The organism is Parvularcula bermudensis HTCC2503, from assembly GCF_000152825.2.
Lineage (GTDB): Bacteria > Pseudomonadota > Alphaproteobacteria > Caulobacterales > Parvularculaceae > Parvularcula > Parvularcula bermudensis.
Genome location: NC_014414.1, coordinates 2,377,280 through 2,394,770, shown reverse-complemented (window position 1 = coordinate 2,394,770; position 17,491 = coordinate 2,377,280). Strand labels below are relative to the sequence as shown.

The 17,491-nt window shown below is 60.0% G+C and carries 19 protein-coding genes, 1 tRNA gene and 1 pseudogene; 17 read left to right on the top strand and 4 right to left on the bottom strand.

What is annotated here, in order from left to right; translation table 11 throughout:
* A complete protein-coding gene (locus PB2503_RS11225; protein ID WP_013301374.1) occupies positions 1-249 on the top strand; it encodes a DUF1467 family protein in 249 nt (82 codons plus the stop codon).
* 101 nt (positions 250-350) lie between these two features.
* Complete coding sequence (gene mgtE, locus PB2503_RS11220; protein WP_013301373.1) at positions 351-1,799, top strand: magnesium transporter; 1,449 nt, start codon at positions 351-353, stop codon at positions 1,797-1,799.
* A 35-nt stretch (positions 1,800-1,834) separates the two neighbouring features.
* Here the strand turns inward: mgtE and PB2503_RS11215 are convergent, their stop codons facing one another.
* The 3 genes from PB2503_RS11215 to PB2503_RS11205 are packed head-to-tail and all read right to left on the bottom strand — an operon-like array spanning position 1,835 to position 3,243.
* Entirely contained in the window at positions 1,835-2,116 is a 282-nt protein-coding gene (locus PB2503_RS11215) for a YdcH family protein (protein WP_013301372.1), read from the bottom strand.
* On the bottom strand, positions 2,106-2,681 hold the full coding sequence (locus PB2503_RS11210; RefSeq protein WP_013301371.1) for a TIGR02444 family protein: 576 nt from the start codon (positions 2,679-2,681) through the stop codon (positions 2,106-2,108). The genes PB2503_RS11215 and PB2503_RS11210 overlap by 11 nt, the downstream gene beginning before the upstream one ends.
* Positions 2,656-3,243: a UbiX family flavin prenyltransferase gene (locus tag PB2503_RS11205; RefSeq protein WP_013301370.1), complete on the bottom strand. Its 588-nt coding sequence runs from the start codon at positions 3,241-3,243 to the stop codon at positions 2,656-2,658. The genes PB2503_RS11210 and PB2503_RS11205 overlap by 26 nt, the downstream gene beginning before the upstream one ends.
* A gap of 156 nt (positions 3,244-3,399) precedes the next feature.
* On the opposite strand from PB2503_RS11205, the gene PB2503_RS11200 reads away from it, so the two are divergent.
* The 14 genes and pseudogenes from PB2503_RS11200 to PB2503_RS11140 all read left to right on the top strand — a co-directional run bounded on the left by PB2503_RS11200 (position 3,400) and on the right by PB2503_RS11140 (position 15,589).
* Positions 3,400-3,579: a YdcH family protein gene (locus PB2503_RS11200; RefSeq protein ID WP_013301369.1), complete on the top strand. Its 180-nt coding sequence runs from the start codon at positions 3,400-3,402 to the stop codon at positions 3,577-3,579.
* A gap of 79 nt (positions 3,580-3,658) precedes the next feature.
* Positions 3,659-4,468 (top strand): SDR family NAD(P)-dependent oxidoreductase, encoded by an 810-nt coding sequence (locus PB2503_RS11195; RefSeq protein WP_013301368.1) that lies wholly within the window; start codon positions 3,659-3,661, stop codon positions 4,466-4,468.
* A 90-nt stretch (positions 4,469-4,558) separates the two neighbouring features.
* Positions 4,559-5,362, top strand: coding sequence for a M48 family metallopeptidase (locus PB2503_RS11190; RefSeq protein WP_013301367.1), 804 nt, complete (start codon positions 4,559-4,561; stop codon positions 5,360-5,362).
* A gap of 95 nt (positions 5,363-5,457) precedes the next feature.
* Positions 5,458-5,534: transfer RNA gene (locus PB2503_RS11185), tRNA-His, on the top strand.
* 433 nt (positions 5,535-5,967) lie between these two features.
* Positions 5,968-6,621, top strand: a pseudogene (locus PB2503_RS15190) (AraC family transcriptional regulator ligand-binding domain-containing protein); the annotation flags it as partial.
* Positions 6,622-6,934: 313 nt separating this feature from the next.
* On the top strand, positions 6,935-7,048 hold the full coding sequence (locus PB2503_RS15185) for an AraC family transcriptional regulator (protein ID WP_420798248.1): 114 nt from the start codon (positions 6,935-6,937) through the stop codon (positions 7,046-7,048).
* 168 nt (positions 7,049-7,216) lie between these two features.
* The gene (locus PB2503_RS11175) at positions 7,217-8,191 is read left to right on the top strand and encodes a hypothetical protein (protein ID WP_013301365.1); all 975 of its coding nucleotides are present in this window, start codon (positions 7,217-7,219) and stop codon (positions 8,189-8,191) included.
* 56 nt (positions 8,192-8,247) lie between these two features.
* Complete coding sequence (locus PB2503_RS11170; RefSeq protein WP_013301364.1) at positions 8,248-10,014, top strand: arylsulfatase; 1,767 nt, start codon at positions 8,248-8,250, stop codon at positions 10,012-10,014.
* Between the two features lie 50 nt (positions 10,015-10,064).
* Complete coding sequence (locus PB2503_RS11165; RefSeq protein WP_013301363.1) at positions 10,065-10,898, top strand: type 1 glutamine amidotransferase domain-containing protein; 834 nt, start codon at positions 10,065-10,067, stop codon at positions 10,896-10,898.
* 46 nt (positions 10,899-10,944) lie between these two features.
* Positions 10,945-11,454 carry a hypothetical protein gene (locus PB2503_RS11160; protein WP_013301362.1) on the top strand — a complete coding sequence of 170 codons (510 nt, stop codon included), beginning with the start codon at positions 10,945-10,947 and terminating at the stop codon, positions 11,452-11,454.
* A gap of 49 nt (positions 11,455-11,503) precedes the next feature.
* Positions 11,504-12,430 carry an SUMF1/EgtB/PvdO family nonheme iron enzyme gene (locus PB2503_RS11155; protein ID WP_013301361.1) on the top strand — a complete coding sequence of 309 codons (927 nt, stop codon included), beginning with the start codon at positions 11,504-11,506 and terminating at the stop codon, positions 12,428-12,430.
* A gap of 243 nt (positions 12,431-12,673) precedes the next feature.
* Complete coding sequence (locus tag PB2503_RS11150) at positions 12,674-13,420, top strand: hypothetical protein (protein ID WP_148235268.1); 747 nt, start codon at positions 12,674-12,676, stop codon at positions 13,418-13,420.
* Between the two features lie 48 nt (positions 13,421-13,468).
* Positions 13,469-13,855 carry a hypothetical protein gene (locus PB2503_RS11145; RefSeq protein WP_013301359.1) on the top strand — a complete coding sequence of 129 codons (387 nt, stop codon included), beginning with the start codon at positions 13,469-13,471 and terminating at the stop codon, positions 13,853-13,855.
* 1,182 nt (positions 13,856-15,037) lie between these two features.
* Entirely contained in the window at positions 15,038-15,589 is a 552-nt protein-coding gene (locus tag PB2503_RS11140; protein WP_013301358.1) for an RNA polymerase sigma factor, read from the top strand.
* 7 nt (positions 15,590-15,596) lie between these two features.
* Here PB2503_RS11140 and PB2503_RS14740 read toward each other — a convergent pair whose 3' ends face one another.
* Positions 15,597-16,178 (bottom strand): anti-sigma factor, encoded by a 582-nt coding sequence (locus PB2503_RS14740; RefSeq protein WP_013301357.1) that lies wholly within the window; start codon positions 16,176-16,178, stop codon positions 15,597-15,599.
* Positions 16,179-16,277: 99 nt separating this feature from the next.
* Here PB2503_RS14740 and PB2503_RS14735 point away from each other — a divergent pair, with 99 nt between their 5' ends.
* Positions 16,278-17,471: an alginate export family protein gene (locus tag PB2503_RS14735; protein WP_049782008.1), complete on the top strand. Its 1,194-nt coding sequence runs from the start codon at positions 16,278-16,280 to the stop codon at positions 17,469-17,471.
* The last annotated feature ends 20 nt before the right edge of the window (positions 17,472-17,491 follow it).

Genomic DNA, 17,491 nt, shown 5'->3' with positions numbered 1-17,491 from the left:
ATGGGCGTAACAGGAAGCATCGTCACCTATCTGATCGTTTGGTGGACCGTCTTGTTTGCCGTTCTGCCGATGCGGGTGCGGAATGCCTATGAGGACGAGCAGCCGCTTGTCCGCGGGCAGGAGCGGGGCGCCCCGGTCGATCCGAAACTTTGGTTCAAAATCAGACGCACCACCTGGATTGCCGCTATCGTGTGGGGCATCATCTTTGTCGTCATCAATTCTGGATGGATATCCCTTTACGAGCGATAGGGAGCGTTCCCGATCGCGTGCCCTGTCTGCCCTTTTAAGACGGGGCGGCAGATAGGTAGTGAGCACGGGATCGGCCCTCAACGAGAAGGACTGCCACAGCTATGGTGCCCGAGATTTCTGAGGGTCAGTTCACGGACGACACCGTCGATGCGAACGATGCCGCGCTCGACGAGCGGATGTCGTTGACCGCAGAGTTCGTTCGCAGCGTCGATGAAAGCCTCCTTGACGAGGATAACGAGAAAACCCGAGGCCTGTGCGAGGAATTGCGGCCTGCCGATATGGCCGACCTCCTTGAGCAATTGCCGGAGGGACGACGCTATCACCTTGTCGAGGTCTTGGGGCCGCAACTGGCCCCTGAGACGCTTGCCGAGCTCGCCGAGGAGGTCCGTGACGAGATTATCGAGGCGATGCCGAATGCGCAGATCGCCGAGGCGGTGGCCGAGCTCGATACCGATGAAGCGGCCTTTGTCGTCCAAGATATGGACGACGCCGACCGGGAAGAGGTCCTCGCCGCCCTCGACCTGGCAGATCGTCTGGCCTTGCAGGCGAGCCTTGATTACCCCGATGAGAGTGCGGGACGCCTGATGCAGCGGGAGGTGTTCGCCGCCCCCTCCTTCTCGACGGTTGGGCAAATCATCGACCGCCTTCGGTCGGGGGGACGACTGCCCGATCTCTTCTATGAGGTTTTCGTCGTCGATCCCGGCTATAAAGTACTGGGCAGCGTGCCTTTGTCCCGATTCCTGAAGGCACCGCGTGATACACGGCTGACGGATCTGATGGCGGACGATTTAGTCCGTGTTCCGGTTCTCATGGACCAGGAGGAGGTCGCGTATCTTTTCGAAAAGTACAATCTGATCTCAGCACCGGTGGTAGATGAGAGCGACCGGTTGGTGGGGATGATGACGGTTGACGACGTCGTCGAAGTGGTCAGAACCGAAGCGGACGAAGATTTGCTCGCCCTCGGCGGGGTGGACCGTGAAGAGAGCGGTCTCTCCGTACCCGTTCCGAAAATCGCCAGATCGCGTTTTATCTGGTTGGCTGTCAATTTGGGCACGGCAATCCTTGCGTCCTTCGTCATCAGCTTTTTCGATGCGACGATCGAGCAAGTGGTGGCCCTTGCGGTCCTTATGCCGATCGTTGCTTCAATGGGCGGAAATGCCGGGACGCAAACGCTGACGGTGGCCGTCAGGAATTTGGCCACGCGGGATCTTACCGGCGCGAATACTTTTCGCGTTGTCGGGCGAGAGACGGCGGTGTCACTGATCAACGGGGCCGCCTTTGCTGTCCTGCTCGGGGTGACGGCGGGGATCTGGTACGAAGCGATCGGCGGAGGGGGGCCGGGGGAGGGGGTCATCCTTGGAGCGGTCCTGGCGGCCGCCATGGTGGTGACCATGCTGTCGGCGGGGCTTGCCGGCATTCTGGTGCCGGTCACCCTTCAGCGTTTCGGGGCGGACCCCGCGGTTTCCTCGGCGGTCTTTGTCACAACGGTCACCGATGTCGTTGGGTTCTTCGCCTTTTTAGGCTTGGCGGCCATTTTTCTGGTGGGGTGAGGACCCCTTGCCCGGGCAGGGGGCCGCTCGCCCCCTCACGCGATGATGTCAGGCCACAGCTCATCCCGTAGCCGGGCGATTTCATCCTTGATCGAGAGCTTCTTTTTCTTGAGCCGTTGGATCGTCAACCGGTCATACGGCATGCGCTCTTCGAGGGTATCGATGGCCGTATCGAGGTCGCGATGCTCCTGTTCGAGCGCGGTGAGGCGCATCTCTTTGGCCTCGTCATTGGCCCCTTTGGGCGGCATCGGTTCCCCGTTTGCGCTGTCGCCGTCGATTGCGATGAAACGAGGGCGTTTGGGGTCGTCATCCGTCATGGGCGGGCTCCTGTTGGGCTGCGGCCACTACACCGGCGAAAAGCGTATGGGGAGTCTCGTGCGAGGGATTTTGCGCAGACAACCACGCAAGAGGTTGCCGTTCTGATACCAAATTGAAGTGCAGCGAGGCGAGCGCGTCCATCGCCCAGTCCTTGGCGTTGGGGGTGCCGAGGCGTTGCACCGTCTCCCGCGCCAGTCGCTCTTGGATCATTTTCTCGCCCATCAATTCAGATGTCAGGAGGTGATCGCGTAAAAGGCGTAACGGGCGATCAGGGAAATGCGCTTTCGGCGTCGTGATGTAGACGCGTATCTCCCTTATGCGCCGAACGACATAATTGGCCATGTCGTCCACTGTTGCGGTGATCGAGGCGACATCGTCGTCCTGGAGGCGCCAGCCCATGACGGCGGTCCACAGACACCAAAGGACGATATTGACGTCATACTGATACCGATTTTGAAGGATGAGGAGGCGATCCTTAACATCGCTGTGTCCATAGAGCTGCAAGGACCACTGCCAGAACAGCTCCCCCGCCGTATCCTCAGTTAGGGTCAGGTCTGTCGACATCTTCTCCCCATCGGTGAATGGACGGCGCCTTGAGATTGAACAGATCGAGCGTGCGAGCAACCGACTGATGTACGAGATCCTCGATCGTTTGAGGGGCGGCATAAAAAGCGGGTAGCGGCGGGGCAATCACCGCCCCCATCTCCGTCAACGCCGTCATGGTACGCAGGTGGCCGAGGTGAAACGGGGTCTCCCTGACCATCAGCACCAGTCGCCGTCGTTCCTTTAAGCAGACATCCGCCGCCCGGGTGAGCAAGGTCGAGGTGACCCCCGTGGCGATTTCCGCCATTGTGCGGATCGAGCAGGGCGCGACGATCATCCCCAGAGTCTCAAAAGAGCCACTCGCGATCGGTGCCCCGATATCGGCAATCCCGTGGGTATGGTCGGCAGGCCCGATGGTGGTGTTGGCGCCAAGCTCATAGGCGGCCGTCAGGCGCCCGGCTTTGCTGACCACTAAATGGGTCTCCACCGGCATGTCCGCCAGCATCGCAAGGAGTGTCTGCGCGTAGATCGTTCCCGAGGCGCCGCTCACACCGACAATCAAACGGGGCTGCTTTTCCGACATAGGCAAACATTTCTCGCTTAAAGCATTGACGATTAAGATAAAGAGCGGGTTGTTCCAAGATTTTCCTGAAACTGCATTGTTAAGCCTTTTTCTCGTGACTTCGGAAAGGATTCGATGCTCCCATAGGGGACCGTTCAGCCATGAAAGGAGTGTCCTATGACGATCTTTGCCCGCCTCGATAGTCTCGATCAGCGCCACAAGGCGCTTGAGGCGAAAATCGCTGATGAGCAACGACGCCCGCAGCAAGACGATCAACGCTTGATGCATTTGAAGCGCCAGAAGCTGGCGATCAAGGACGAGATGTCCGCGTTGCAATCAGAGGCGCATTCCTACTGAGTGCGTCGATCACTCCCCGTTTCCGATGGCCCTGGTGCATGGTATGCCCAGGGCCTTTTTAGTGGAACAGAGCATATTCATGGCAGGTCGATCGGTTATCGTGACAGGGGCGGGGAGTGGCGTTGGCCGCGCCGTGGCTCTCCGTTTCGCAAAATCCAAGGATCGGTTGATCCTGGCCGATGAGGAACCGGCCCATGGGGAGGCGGTGAAGGAGGAGATCGAGAATGCCGGGGGGACGGCGGTGTTCATCGAGGCGGAGCTGCACAACAAGCTCGATGTCCACAATATTATTGCCGAGGCGCTCGACAGCTACGGCGAAATCAACATCCTCGCCCATTGCGCGACCTTTTTCAAAGCCGCGCCGCTGCTTGAGACGACCGAGGAAGATTACGACAATCTTTTTGACCGCAATGTCCGCGCGGCATTTCTCCTCAACCGGGCGGTCACGCGCGAAATCATCAAGCAGGCGGGCAATCCAGGCGATGGCGGCGTGGATGTTGCCAGGTCGGGGGCGATTGTGAATGTCGTGTCAAACGAGGCCGTAACTGCCAGTGCCGATCATGCGATCTTTGTCGCGACCCAAGGCGCCATCGTGCAATTGACCAAAGCCGTTGCGCTGACCTTGTCACCCTATGGGGCACGAGCAAACGCGGTGGGCATCGCCGCCATCAAATCCGAAATCGACGATGTCGAACTGGAGACCCGCGAGCAGCGGCTTGCCGCCGTGGCCGAAACCCCCTTGGCCAGAAGGGGCGAGCCCGAGGAGGCGGCGGGCGCCGTTCATTTTCTTGCTTCCGGGGAGGCCTCCTTTATCACCGGCCAATGCGTTTTCGTCGATGGGGGACGCCTGGCCGTTCATCGGCGCTCAGTCTTACCGTCCGAGGATTAGCGATATTTCAGGGCGAGACCGTCGGTTTTGCTTGCTGGCCGCAGATGGTTTTCGGACAAGATTGTCTTAGTGGAAAAGGTATGGGCTCCGATGCACACATTGTCTCCGTTCAAGCGTGCCGCACAGTCTGCTGTGGCCGGACTCGCTCTCCTCACCCTTGGTCTTGCTGGCTGCAGCTACAATGAAGAGCTTGGGCGAAACCAATTACTGATCGGCGGGGCGGGATCGATTGCCGCCCAGGCTGACCAGGCATGGGCACAAATCAAAGAGCAAGAGAAAGTGTCCACGGACACGCGCTATACCTCTCGGCTCAATCGTGTGGCCCCAAAGATCGTTCGCGCCTTAGGAGAGGATCCCGCGACGTGGGATTACGTTGTTTTTGATTCTGACGACCTCAACGCCTTCGCGCTGCCCGGCAACCATATCGGCGTTTATACCGGGATCATGGATATCATGGAGAACGATGCCCAACTGGCGGCGGTGGTCGGCCACGAAGTTGCCCATGTGCGGTTCAACCACAGCCAGGAACGTATGGCGCAGTCGACCTTGGCGCAAATCGGTGTCCTCGGCGTGGGGGCGGTGATCGGTGCGACCGCCTGTGAAAGTGACCAATGCCAGCAGGGCGCCCTGACAGCCGCGAGTGTTGGAGCCATGGCGTTGTTCCTCCTGCCGCATAGTCGCAGTCAGGAATTGGAGGCGGATGTCGGTGGGCTGAGGCTCATGGCGAAGGCCGGATATAATCCCTGTGAAGCCATCGAGTTCTGGCAGAACATGCAGCGGGCATCGGCCAATCAGTCGCGGCCCCCCGAATTTCTGTCTACCCACCCCGGCTCGGACAATCGGATCACGACTTTGCGGACCGAAGCGCAGCGCTTGGGCTATCGCTGTTCCTGATCTGACCGCGCAGCGCCCCGGTTCAACGACCAGAGGCACGGCGGATCGCGACTTGAATTTCTCGGCGAGGACGCCTAATCCTCGCCGCCTTCAGGGCCGCCTTAGCTCAGTCGGTTAGAGCGCTTGATTGTGGATCAAGAGGTCCCCCGTTCGAACCGGGGAGGCGGTACCAGCAAACTCAATTACTTACAGCGAATTTTGAATGTGGCCGCGGAGAAACTAGCGCACACATTTCGCGCAATGTTCTCGGAATTGCAGCACTGATCGCCAATATTGGCAATCTCGGTCCATCGAATCGGCAGGCTTGGACCTCTTGATCATTGAGTGCGCTCTGAAGCCTGACGGAAGCCAAGGGGCTGGCGCGACCGCCCCTAAGATACCTTCTTCCCAAGCGATTGCTTCTTTGCGGCGCAAGCCAGCCGGCCGAGGCAAAAGCATTCATGAGCCTCAGCCTCGCAACGCGCCCAACCAGTCCGTTCCCTTAACAAAGCGCGAACGGGCAGACCCACCATACCGGTCAAGTTGACTGCCCCCTTGCAATGCCGACTGAGGGCTGCTTCCCGTAGCGACCAATTCGGGTATTCTAGTGCCACCGCCAACGACAAATGCAGGGTGTAGAAATGGAACGAGCAGTGCCCACGGAGAGCGGGCCGTCGTGTCCCATCACTTACCCCGGCTTCGTCTTCCGGACGTTGAGACAGGACGGACATCATGCTGAGGCGCTGCTGGCGGGGACGGGACTGACGGCCGAGGCGTTTGACGACGGGAAGGCTCGCATCGAGTACCAGGTGCTTGGCCGCTTGATGCACAATGCCGTGGCGCTGACCGGCGATCCTCACCTTAGCTTACGCCTCGCTCAGCGGTTCGACGCACAATATATCGGTCTTCCGGCCTTCGCGGCCATGAGCGCGCCGTCTTTCGTCGAAGGCCTGCGGGTGATGCAGCGCTTCTTCTCCCTCATTTTTTCGGCAATCGAGTTCACCTTGCCGGAGGAAGACGCGCCGCAATGTCGTGATGAGGTCGCGATCTGCTTGCGGTCAACCGCGGCTCTCGAGAATGCTGGCTTTGGCGCTAATATCAGTGCCCTGATCGGTTCGGCGAACCTACTCAATAGAATGCTTCGTACCCATTCCGTCGTGTGCAGGGCAGAGACGAGGGCGCGTCAACCTGACGGATGGGAGACGATTGCCATTGATATCGGCTTCCCGATTTCCTTTGAATGTAACGAGGACAGACTATTCTTTCCGCAAGCTCTCCTGAGCCAGCCGCTCCCCGGTGCCGATCCGATCAATCACCCCCATCTGCTCGCATTATGCGAAGACTTGGTCACGTCAATCGGAAGTGATGAGACGCCGGCGAAACGCGTGCTGCGCTTTCTGGAAGAGGGCGATAATCTCTCCCGGTCTCTGGGCGAGACGGCGGCTGCCTTGGGATACTCAGAGCGCGGACTGCGTCGCCAACTGGAAATGGCTGGGACCTCCTTTCGGCGTTTGGTCGATGAGATTCGCCAGCGACGCGCCCAAGAGCTGCTCGGCAGAAGCTCGCACCCTATTAGTCTGATCGCACAAGACCTTGTACGATACGCCATCGAATTTCTCCCGGAGCTTCAGGAGATGGACCGGCATGACCCCTCGCGCGTTCCGCGACGCGGCTGCCCTCCAAAGAACGGAGGTCAAAAATGAATAGTTTTTGGCCGCACTGGAGCTACTGCATCCGTTTTCCGCAGCCTACTAGGGGAATGATATAAGCGCGTCGCACGGAGCCCTGCGCTATCGTTAAAGGTTTGACTACGGCACGATCGCGGGAACGCAGCGGGTAGCTATAGCTGCCAGTCTCAGTTGGGGAGCTGAAGATATGGTCACTTGTTCAAGCGTTAGGGCGAAGGCCGCGCTATTGATCGTTGGGGCCTCGAGCCTCGTGGGCTGCGAAACGCTCACCATGGCAACCGGCATCGCCCGGTATGAGCGCACGCTCGACGCCTATGCTCAGGAAGACACGACGGCAACGGACGTTTCCAACACTCGCCACAGCGATGGGCGAGAGGCGAAGCTCCTCTCCGCCTTCTTCGGATTGGACAATGCGTTGCCCGCGGGGCGGACGGACCGCGTCGCGTGTGAAGGGGCAGGCGGCGCCGACGGGATGCCGGTGATCTTCTCCCATGAAGTCGACCAGACAACGCTCGAACCAGGTGATTTCCGCGTGACCACGGCGTCTGGCAAAATTGGTCACGTTGCCTGCCTGACGCTGGCGCCTGCGGATGATCCGGGTGAGTTGCGGACCGCCTTGCTGGCAGGCGAATATGGGAGTGCGGAAGACCCTCCGGTGATAGTGGAAATCGTCGGAAACGTCCTCTCCCTCGACAACACCATCAACTTCAAAGGCGCTAGCGTCGACGCCATCCCGCTCGAACCCGGGCCCACCCTTGTCTGGGCCGAAATTGTCCCGCCCGCTCAATGGGGACTGGGCCAGAAGGCCACGTCGCTCGTCTGGGGCGGCGGCAGCCGGTGCCCGATCGACACCGAGCAAGTCGTGCGCGCGACCTGGGCGGGTGGGGTGACCAAGCCCGGCGGCGCGGAACCCGGCGACCTCGAACGGGAGATGTACAAGGTGACCATCGCCCTTCCTGAAGGCGGGGAGCGTGAAGTCACGCCCTTCGCCCTTGCCGACCTCACCGATGGGGACAACAACCACCTGCTTTGTCTCGACACGCGAGGCACGCCGGTGCGGGTGTCTTTCGCGGCAGGTGGCCTGACGGACCCGAACGAGGACCTCAATCCCAATACGGACGTTCTCGTCTGGCGCGATGGTACTGATCCCGCTGCGTTCTGAGATCAGGGCGCATTACCCAAGCTGATATTTCACCTAGGATGAGAGGAACTGGAGAGATGCGGAAACTGGTCACCATCACCGCGTTGGCGGTCTCGGCGTTCGGCATGGTACCAGCCTATGCGCAGGATGATCGGCCCAACATCCTCCTTGTGCTGTTCGATGATGTGGGTTTCAGCGGGTTTGGCGCCTATGGTGCGGATGCGCGCACGGCCCGGATCGACGAGCTTGCGGAGCGCGGGATCATTCTGTCTCGGTACTATACGTCGCCGTTTTGCGGGCCGACGCGCGCCATGCTGATGACGGGGATGGACAACCACCAAGTCGGCATGGGGACGCTGGTGGAGACGGTGACGAAGGATATGCGATCAGCCCCCGGCTATTCGATGCGATGGGCGCCCGATCAAGAGACAATCGGCACCATACTGTCTGACGCCGGTTACCAGACCTATGTTAGCGGGAAATGGGGCATCGGTGAAATCGGCGCGAACCTTCCAAGCAAGTTCGGCTTTCAGCGCTCCTTCGTTATGGATGCCACCGGCGGCGGTAATTACGACGCTAAGCCTTACCTGCCCGGTTCCCACTCGGTCGAATGGTTCGAGGACGGAGAGCCGACGACGCTCCCGGACGACTATTATTCGTCAAAGACCTTGGTCGACAAGATGATCGAGTATGTCGATCAAGGCGACCCGGATCGGCCGTTCTTCGGCTATCTTTCGCTACAGGCGGCACATATGCCGATCCAGGCACCGCGCGAGTATGTCGACCGCTATGACGGCGTCTTTGAGGCCGGGTGGGATGAGATGCGGGAGCAACGCCTGCGCCGCCTGATTGACCGTGGCCTTGTGCCGCCGACCACCACGTTGGCGGAGGTGCCAGAGATCCATCGGGCATGGGACGATCTGTCAGCGGAGGAAAAAGCTGTTTCGGCCCGCGAAATGCAGGTGAATGCCGGCATGATGGAGGCTGCCGACTATCACATTGGCCGCCTCCTCGACCATCTGGAGGCAACGGGCCAGCTTGAGAACACCATCGTCATGGTGCTGTCTGATAACGGCGCGGAGTCTGGCCAGACGAGCCTCGACGGCATCGCGGGTGTCGGCCTTAGCATTGTGCAATGGATGGAGGGTTTCGACACCTCCTTCGAGAATCTGGGGCAGCGGAAAAGCGTGACAGCGGTCGGCCCCGAATGGGCGTCCGTACTCTCCGCTCCCTTCGATCTGTATAAGTTCTATGGCAGCGAGGGCGGCCTGCGCGTCCCGATGGTCGTGGCTGGTCCGGGCATTCCCGCTTCTGGCGTCGAGCACGCGCCTGTTCACGTGGCGGATCTGGTGCCGACAATACTCGACGTGGCTGACGTTTCTTACGACCCAGCTCAGTTCTATGGGCGGAGCGTGCTGCCGATGCTCTCAGGCCAGACAGATATTACCTATACGGATGATGAAAGTTTCGCGTTTGAGGTGAGCGGCAATGCGGCCCTCTATCGCGGCAAATGGAAGATCACCCGCAACACTCCGCCGCTGGGTGATGCGCAATGGCGCCTTTACGATCTGTCCGTGGATCCGGGCGAAACCATCGATCTGTCAGGGGAGAACCCGGCACTCTTCGAGGATATGCTGGCGGAATATCGTTCCTATGCAGAGGACGTGGGTGTCTATGAGGTGGGGCCGGGCGAGTACGCCATTGAAGTGCTGGCCACCAATCTCACCTCGAAAGTGATCCACAAATACTGGCCGCATATGGTGGGCTTTCTCCTCGTCATCGCCGCAGCTGGGGTCTTCGGACTCAAGTTTGGGCGTCAGTGGCTGCGGGGTCGCAGCGCCTGACCTCTCCGTCGATCAGATCACTGCCGCATCGCTGTTGAAAGGGCCATTCAATGCAATTGTTTTTCATTATCCTCGTGTCTCTGCTGATCCTCGCGGTGGCGACCTACTTCCTTCTTCCTCGCCTCCTTCAGGCCTTGGGGCTGCACCGGCACTACACGGTCCCGCCCTTCGATCTGAAAGGCCGGCGCGCCCTCGTCATCTGCACCAGCCATAACAAGCTTGATCCGACGCCCCGCAAGACCGGCGCCTTTGGGTCTGAATTCACGGTGCCCTATTATGCCTTCATCGACGCGGGACTGGATGTCGATATGGCGTCGATCAAGGGCGGAGAAATTCCGATACAGCCGCCCTCCTGGTCGTGGCCGCTCGCGTGTGCGGAGGATAAGCGGTTCATGGCGGACGCTGCGGCGATGAAAAAGCTGAAAAACTCCAAGCCGGTGGCGGAGATCGATCCCGACGACTACGACGTGATCTTCATGGCTGGCGGATGGGGCGCCGCCTACGATCTCGCGCAGAGTGACGTGTTGGCTGAGCTGGTCACGAAAGCGAATGCGTCGGGCAAGATCCTGGGCTCCGTCTGTCACGGTGCGCTGGGTCTGGTCTCAGCGAAGGGGCTCGACGGGGAGCTTCTTGTCAAAGGGCGCCGCGTGACTGGCGTGACCAACAATCAGATCAATAGCTTCGGTATTGCCGTCACGCCGAAGCACCCGGAGGAAGAGCTTGTCAAAGCGGGGGCCCTTTTTGAATGTCAGCACGCCTGGTTCGATCCGTTCACGACCCATACCTCGATCGATCGCAACATCATCACCGGCCAAAATCAAAATAGTGGCTACGAGACGGCACATCGGATCCTCGAAAAGATGGCGACCGAGAGCAATCGATAATATGCTGAACAGACGAAACAGGCGAACCGGCGGGGACTGATGAGCAATGAGGGCACCTACCTTCTTGCCCCATCTCGCCTGGAAGACGTTCGAGAAGGCATCCTTCGGCCTGATATACGGCGCGATCATGGTCCTCAGTGTCTTGATGGCACTGGAGTTTCGGTCAGACGCGCCGTTTCGGCCGGCCCTCATCCTGTTTGGTTCCGTCCTCGCCATGACTCTCGCGAGGGGACTTGCGGTTCTCCTGTCCCATGCGGTCGAAACCGGGGAGCGGGTGCTGACGGTCACCGCGATCTGTGCTGCCTGGTCCGGCGGTCAATCGATGATCAGTGTCGTAAATGTGCCGACGGCTCTGTTCGTCGCGGTGGGTTTGGGATGGCTGCCCGCAACCGTCGCGTTCTCCCTCTCGCAAGCCTTCTGCGTCCTCCTCCTGGTGACGCTTGGCGCGCGTGTCGGCTGGGTCGTCAGCCGCGATGCGTGGCACCCGGTGATAGGCGCGGTGTCGGTGGGCAGTCTTGGCATTGCGCTCGCCACATTGAAATACACTGTCCAATGATTGTCTCATTGCCCTAAATGCAGAAACGTAGAACCTTAGGCTCCCGACCATGAACAGACGCACCGGCCTCCTGATCGGCGGCGCTGGCTTGTTAGCTGTTGCGGCTATTACCTTTTGGCCGCGGGTGATGCCGCCGTCGCCGCCCTCCTGTCTCACGTCGAACGAACTCGGAGGTTTCATCGAGGTGCCGGGCGGTGGGTTCGTCAAAGCGGCTGATCCGGTCTATCCGGAAGAGGGACGGCCGGAGCGGGTTTTCGTCTCGCCGTTTGAGCTGCAGGTCCATGAAGTTACAAACAGTCAGTTTGCGCGGTTCGTCGAAGCAACTGGCTATATCACGGACGCGGAGCGAAATGGCGGCTCAGCGCAGTTCCGCACCACCGTAACACCCCAGAACCCGATGTCGTGGTGGCGCCTTGATCCTGAAGCCAGTTGGCGAACACCAGGCGGTGAGGGGTCGACGCTTGATGGTCTCGCGCTGCATCCGGTGGTACACATCTCATTGGCCGATGCGCACGCCTATGCTGAATGGGTAGGCGGGCGCCTGCCGACCGAGGTCGAATGGGAATACGCGGCCAGCCTTGGCCTTTTCGATCCGAATGATCCGGACTCAGGGATGCGTGGTCCCAATGGCGAAGCCCGTGCCAATGTCTGGACAGGGATCTTCCCCCTCATCAACTCCGCCGAGGACGGGTTCATCGGCACGGCGCCCGTCGGCTGCTACCGGCCAGGCCGCATCGGGGCCTACGATATGATCGGGAATGTCTGGGAATGGACCGATAGTCCCTTTGCCGCAGGCACGCCGCGGTTCACGATCAAAGGCGGCTCATTCCTGTGTAGCAAAAACTATTGTCGCCGCTATCGCGCTGCGGCTCGAGAGGCTTTTGAGCCCGATTTTAGTACGGCCCATCTCGGATTCCGGATCGTTCGAGATAGGCCGTTGGATAGCGACCGTGCCGGTCTTGTGGTTGGTCAGTGATGAATAGTCTTTGGCCCGGGCTGAGCTTTCTCAACAACAGACGATTGAGGAAAAGGAAGTGAAGGCGCTCACTTCAAGCGCGTAACGAGAACGTCAGTGAGGGACGGTCGGGGCACCGATGATCGTGCGACAACTCGGTGGTCATTAAACGGATCGATCTTGAAGCCAGTCGCCGCTGCACTGTGAAGAAGCTGACGTGTTATGTATCTCAACTCTGAACTCTTTTTACGGAGGGCTTTCGTAATGTTGATTAAACGGGTACTTTTGTTACTTGCTATTGCTTTCCCCACCCCCGCCTTCTCCCAAAACGACTGGGACGTGATGACCACGTTCTACGCCTGGTTCCCTGGCGCCTCCACGACAGTCGAAATACCCCTCGGTGAGATCGAAGCTGACGCCGACTTCGGCGATATCGTGGACTCGCTCGATATGGCCTTTTTCGGCGCGATCGACGCCCGAAACGGTCGGTGGTCCCTCACCGCAGACCTCCTCTTCGCGGATCTCGAGACTGAGGACGCATCACCGCTTGGCGGTATGTTTTCGCTGGTGAAAGTTGAGAGCCGGGTCACCATGCTGAGCGCCTATACGTCCTACGCCGTCATCGACGGCCCCAACACGCGGTTCGAGCTTGGCAGCGGTGCCCGGTACACCGACGCGGCCATCGAGACCCGGCTAGTTGGCCTCAGCGACACCCCAAGTGCGTCCTATACAGACGATGGGGGGTGGGTGGATCTCGTGATCGCCGCCCGGTTGCACCGCAACTACGGTCCAAAGCTGTACGGCGTGGCGTTCGGAGAAGTTGGCGGCTTTGGTATAGGCGACTCTGCCGACTTAACCTGGCAGGCTTTTGGCGGGGTCGGATATCGGATCAACGATAGGTGGTCTGTGCTCGGCGGCTATCGCGAGCTGTCGATTGAGCGCGAGTTCGGACCCACCGATGTCGACGCCAAACTGTCCGGTCCTGTCTTGGGTCTGCAAACGCCTTTCTAAGGCGGACCCGGATCGTCAAACGATTGGCGGAGGCTTTCAGCAATAACGATGCTCTTGAAGATCCTGGTCGGCGCGTACGGCGCCTCGTTCCTTCTTGTGGGACTTGGCTGGTGGATCGTGCCGGAGACCGTAAGTACACAGTTCGATATGATGCTGCTGAGTGATGCTGGACTCAGTACGCAGATCGGCGATCTCGCCTCGTTCTTCCTCGTCTTGGGCGGATGCATGGTGGTAGCGCTTTTGACGGGCAAGCGGGTTTGGCTGTTGCCGGCGCTTTCGCTCATCGCCATCGCGATGCTGGGGCGGATCTTTGCCTGGCAATTCCACGGCGCATCACTGCCGCTGAACATGATCGCCGTGGAGGTGACTGGTTCTGCCGTCCTGATCCTGGCGTTTTTGCGATTTCAGAAGACGGGCCCAGCGATCGGGAATTGAGCTGCGTCCGGGTTTCAGTTGACGCTCCATTCCCTGTGTCCGAACGGTCATCAGTTGGGCCCTACACCAGTTAGGCGCTTTCATTGAATCTCGCAGCCGTGGTGGACCCTAGGTAGCTTGAGCAGCAGTTACATCGAAGCGTGATGGGCGGCGGGGTCACATCGTAGACGGTCTCTTTTGGCCTGAGGCCCCGACCGCCATCGCCCCAAAGCGGACGATCGCGATCGTGCTCGTTTCGAAGCGTGCCGGTCGAGCAGAAATTTAGCGCGCATATAGCGCACAGCGGAAGCAAACCGATAGCCAAGGCCTTCCATCCTTTCCATCAACGACCGTAGTGGAGACCAATGGGTTAGGTGGATCGGACGGTTTGTAGACGGCGTACTGCAACGCCTGAATTTCGATTGTGGATCAAGAGGTCCCCCGTTCGAACCGGGGAGGCGGTACCAAAACACCAGAGAAACAGCGCGACAGGATCGGCTCGGTACGCTGGGCCGGGCCCTCGGCGACCATTATCACCCCGTCCGATGCGCAGCTTGCCTTACCTCGCTGTCATCCCCGATTGCTTCGGTCTGGAACCGCAAATTCACGCCAAGTGGGCCAAAAGTTCCAGCAGTCGACGCATAGACATTATACGTGCTGGCCTCTTCGTCCGTCTCCAAATTTTAGACCAGCTCGGTAGATGTTAGCACACTGATCCCGGCGGTTGGCCAGTACGAGGGGGGTGTACGTCCGAGATGTCAGATGGATCGATAAACCGGTCCCGCACCGGCGCCGCACGGCGGGCGATGCGTTCAAGCGGCTGTCGGACCTTCTCAGCCTCCGCCCGGCCTGACGTGACGGTGTGAAGGAGTCTCGAAAGAGAGGGAGGAGGGGGGCGCGCGTATTCTGATCGTCGGATGAGAATATCGTCATCTACGTCCTTCATTCGGTCGATAGAAAAGATTCCCAGGCGCCCTTAATAGGGGACTGAGCGGTGGGCAGGGTGCCCATCGAGGCGCCGGATGACGGGAGCAGAAGCGGCGGTGCGACCCGCGGCATTCGTCGCGCCGAGGGAGTACACTCACGCGTCATCACGAGCCTCAATGCCCCTTTTGGGGGGCTGCAAAAGATCGAACTTCTCTTATAGTGCGCGGAACGGGGCCAGACGAGCTGAGCAAACGCTCAGGGGTGGAGTGACATCTGATGCCTGAGACCGACGAAGCGGCGGTGTTGCTGAAGCGGATCGGTGGGGGCGATCGGGACGCGATGCGGGTACTTTACGATACACATGGGCCCGACATCCATCGATTTATCCAGACCCGTCTTCGCGACGCCCACGAAGCCGCAGACGCCCTCCAGGAGACGATGATGGAGATCTGGCGCCGCGCTGATACGTTTGAGGGACGGTCCTCAGCGCGGACCTGGATGTTCGGCATTGCTCGGAACAAGGCTATTGACCGATTTCGGCGTACAGGACGCACGGTCCTATCGGAGCCTGATGAGACGATCCCCGACGGCTCACCGAGCCCGGACACCGTGCTCTCGACCCTGGAGGATGCGCGCCACCTGCGAGAATGCGTTGAGAGGTTACGCCCAAACCACCGTGCCGCGATACAGCTCGCCTATTTCCGTGACCTGCCCCTCCATGAAATCGCCGAGATTGAGGCCTGCCCCCTCGGCACGATCAAGACCCGTCTGCATCATGCCAAGAAGCTCCTTATGCACTGTTTGGCAGGTAAAACGGCGCATGGCTAAGGAGCGATCACTCAATAATCTGTACCCGCTTCGTCGCCGCCTTGAGGGTGGGGAGAGCGGCTTGACGGGAAGCCTCGTCGACAAAGGACAGCTGGTAAAGGCCGCTGGCCCCGGGCCCGTCGATCACGACCGCATCGATTTCTTGGAGAAGGTCGTTCAACTCACCGATTGTCATCTTATCATCGATACGAACGCGGAGGGTTGCTATGCTCATCGCGTCTCCACTCGCGGTTTGATAGCGACCCTCGCTCGGTCCGACCATAGTGGTGCTGCCGACCTGCCAGAGGACAAAGGCGGCGGCTACGCCCGCGACCGCCTGCCACAGAGGAATGGGCTTTTGCCACACCGGGACGGTGTGCAACCTTCTGTCCTCAGCGTCCATCGCGCGGGTCAGCCTCGCCCAGCCAAATTCTCCGGGGAAGGGGTGATCGCACATCGGATCATCGGCAAGTTGCCGGATCATCGCCACTTGTGCCCGCAACTCCGGGTCTTGTTCGATGCGCTGGCGCAAGGTATCTGCCTGGTCTCCCGCCAGTCGGCCATGCGCAAAGGCCTGAAGTTCTTCTTCCGTAATGGGATCGTCCGACATAAGAGGCTCCTTCCGGCCGATGATGCGCGTTCGGTGATGCCATCGACCTTTGTCCTATATCGGTCGCCGGTTAAGGGCAAAGGGTTCAAACTTAGATCCATGGCGCGGCGTAGGGGGCGTGCGATTGCCGCCTTCGGCTCAGCTATGGCGCTCTTCACGCCGGCCATGGCGCAGACCCTCACACCACGACTGAACGGGGATGCCCGCCTGCGTCTCGAACAGGTGGACGATGAGGCCTTCCGAGAGGAAAGCCTTGCTGTCACGCTCGCTGCGAGAGCTTCGATCGAAGCGGCCCTGTCCCCCACGCTATGGGCTTTGGTGGAGGCCGAAGGGGTGGCCGCTCTGGGCGATGACTATGCCGACGGCACAGAGGTGAGGGCCTTCCAGCCGGTTATCCCCGACCGGGAGACCCTGGAGGTCAACAGGGCTCAGCTTCTGTACAAGGCTGCCGAGGGCCTGGATCTCACTTTGGGGCGTCAGCACATCGCCCTCGATGACGAACGCTTCGTCGGTAGGGTGGGCTTCCGCCAGAATGAGCAGACCTATGATGCCGCGCGGCTGTCCTGGTCGCCGCGTCCGGGATGGAACGCCGATATCAGTTATGTTTGGCAGGTGAACAGTTTCTTGGGGTCGGCATCTGCCCATGGCCCGCTTGAAGGCGAGAACACCCTTGTGAATATGAGTGTGGCGACACGCCTTGGACAAGCGACGACCTTCCTCTATGCCCTTGATTTCGCCGTCGACGATGGCCCGGCAACCGAAAGTTTGACCACCGGCGTGCGACTGGCTGGCCGAGCCGATCATGATGATGTCGGGATTGATTGGGAGGCCGCAGCGGCCGAGCAGACGCAGGACGGACAGGCGGGCGATGCCGCCTATGCCTTGGTCGGTTTCCGTGGCCGTGTTGGGGCGTTCAGTGCGCGGTATCGGTACGAGAGCCTGGGCTCCTACGACGGTACCGCCGCCTTTCAGACGCCGCTGGGCACGAACCACAAATTCCAGGGGATGACGGATGTCTTTGCCGTGACGCCGCCCGATGGCGTGCGGGAATGGTTGGTGGCGACCTCAGCGGCATTGGGCCAAATCGGCCCTGCGCGGGGCGTCACGCTGGCTATCAGCTGGAGCGACTTTGCCGCAGCGCGCGACGGGCGATCCTATGGGCAGGAATGGAGCGCTTCATTCAACGCGAAGATCGGCGACATTGGCTTCGGTATCGACTTTGCCCGGTACGAGGAGAAAGGCTTCGGCAGCGATCAACGAAGATTGTGGCTGACGGCGGCAAGGCAATTTTGAACTTTCTCGACCGGTGGCCG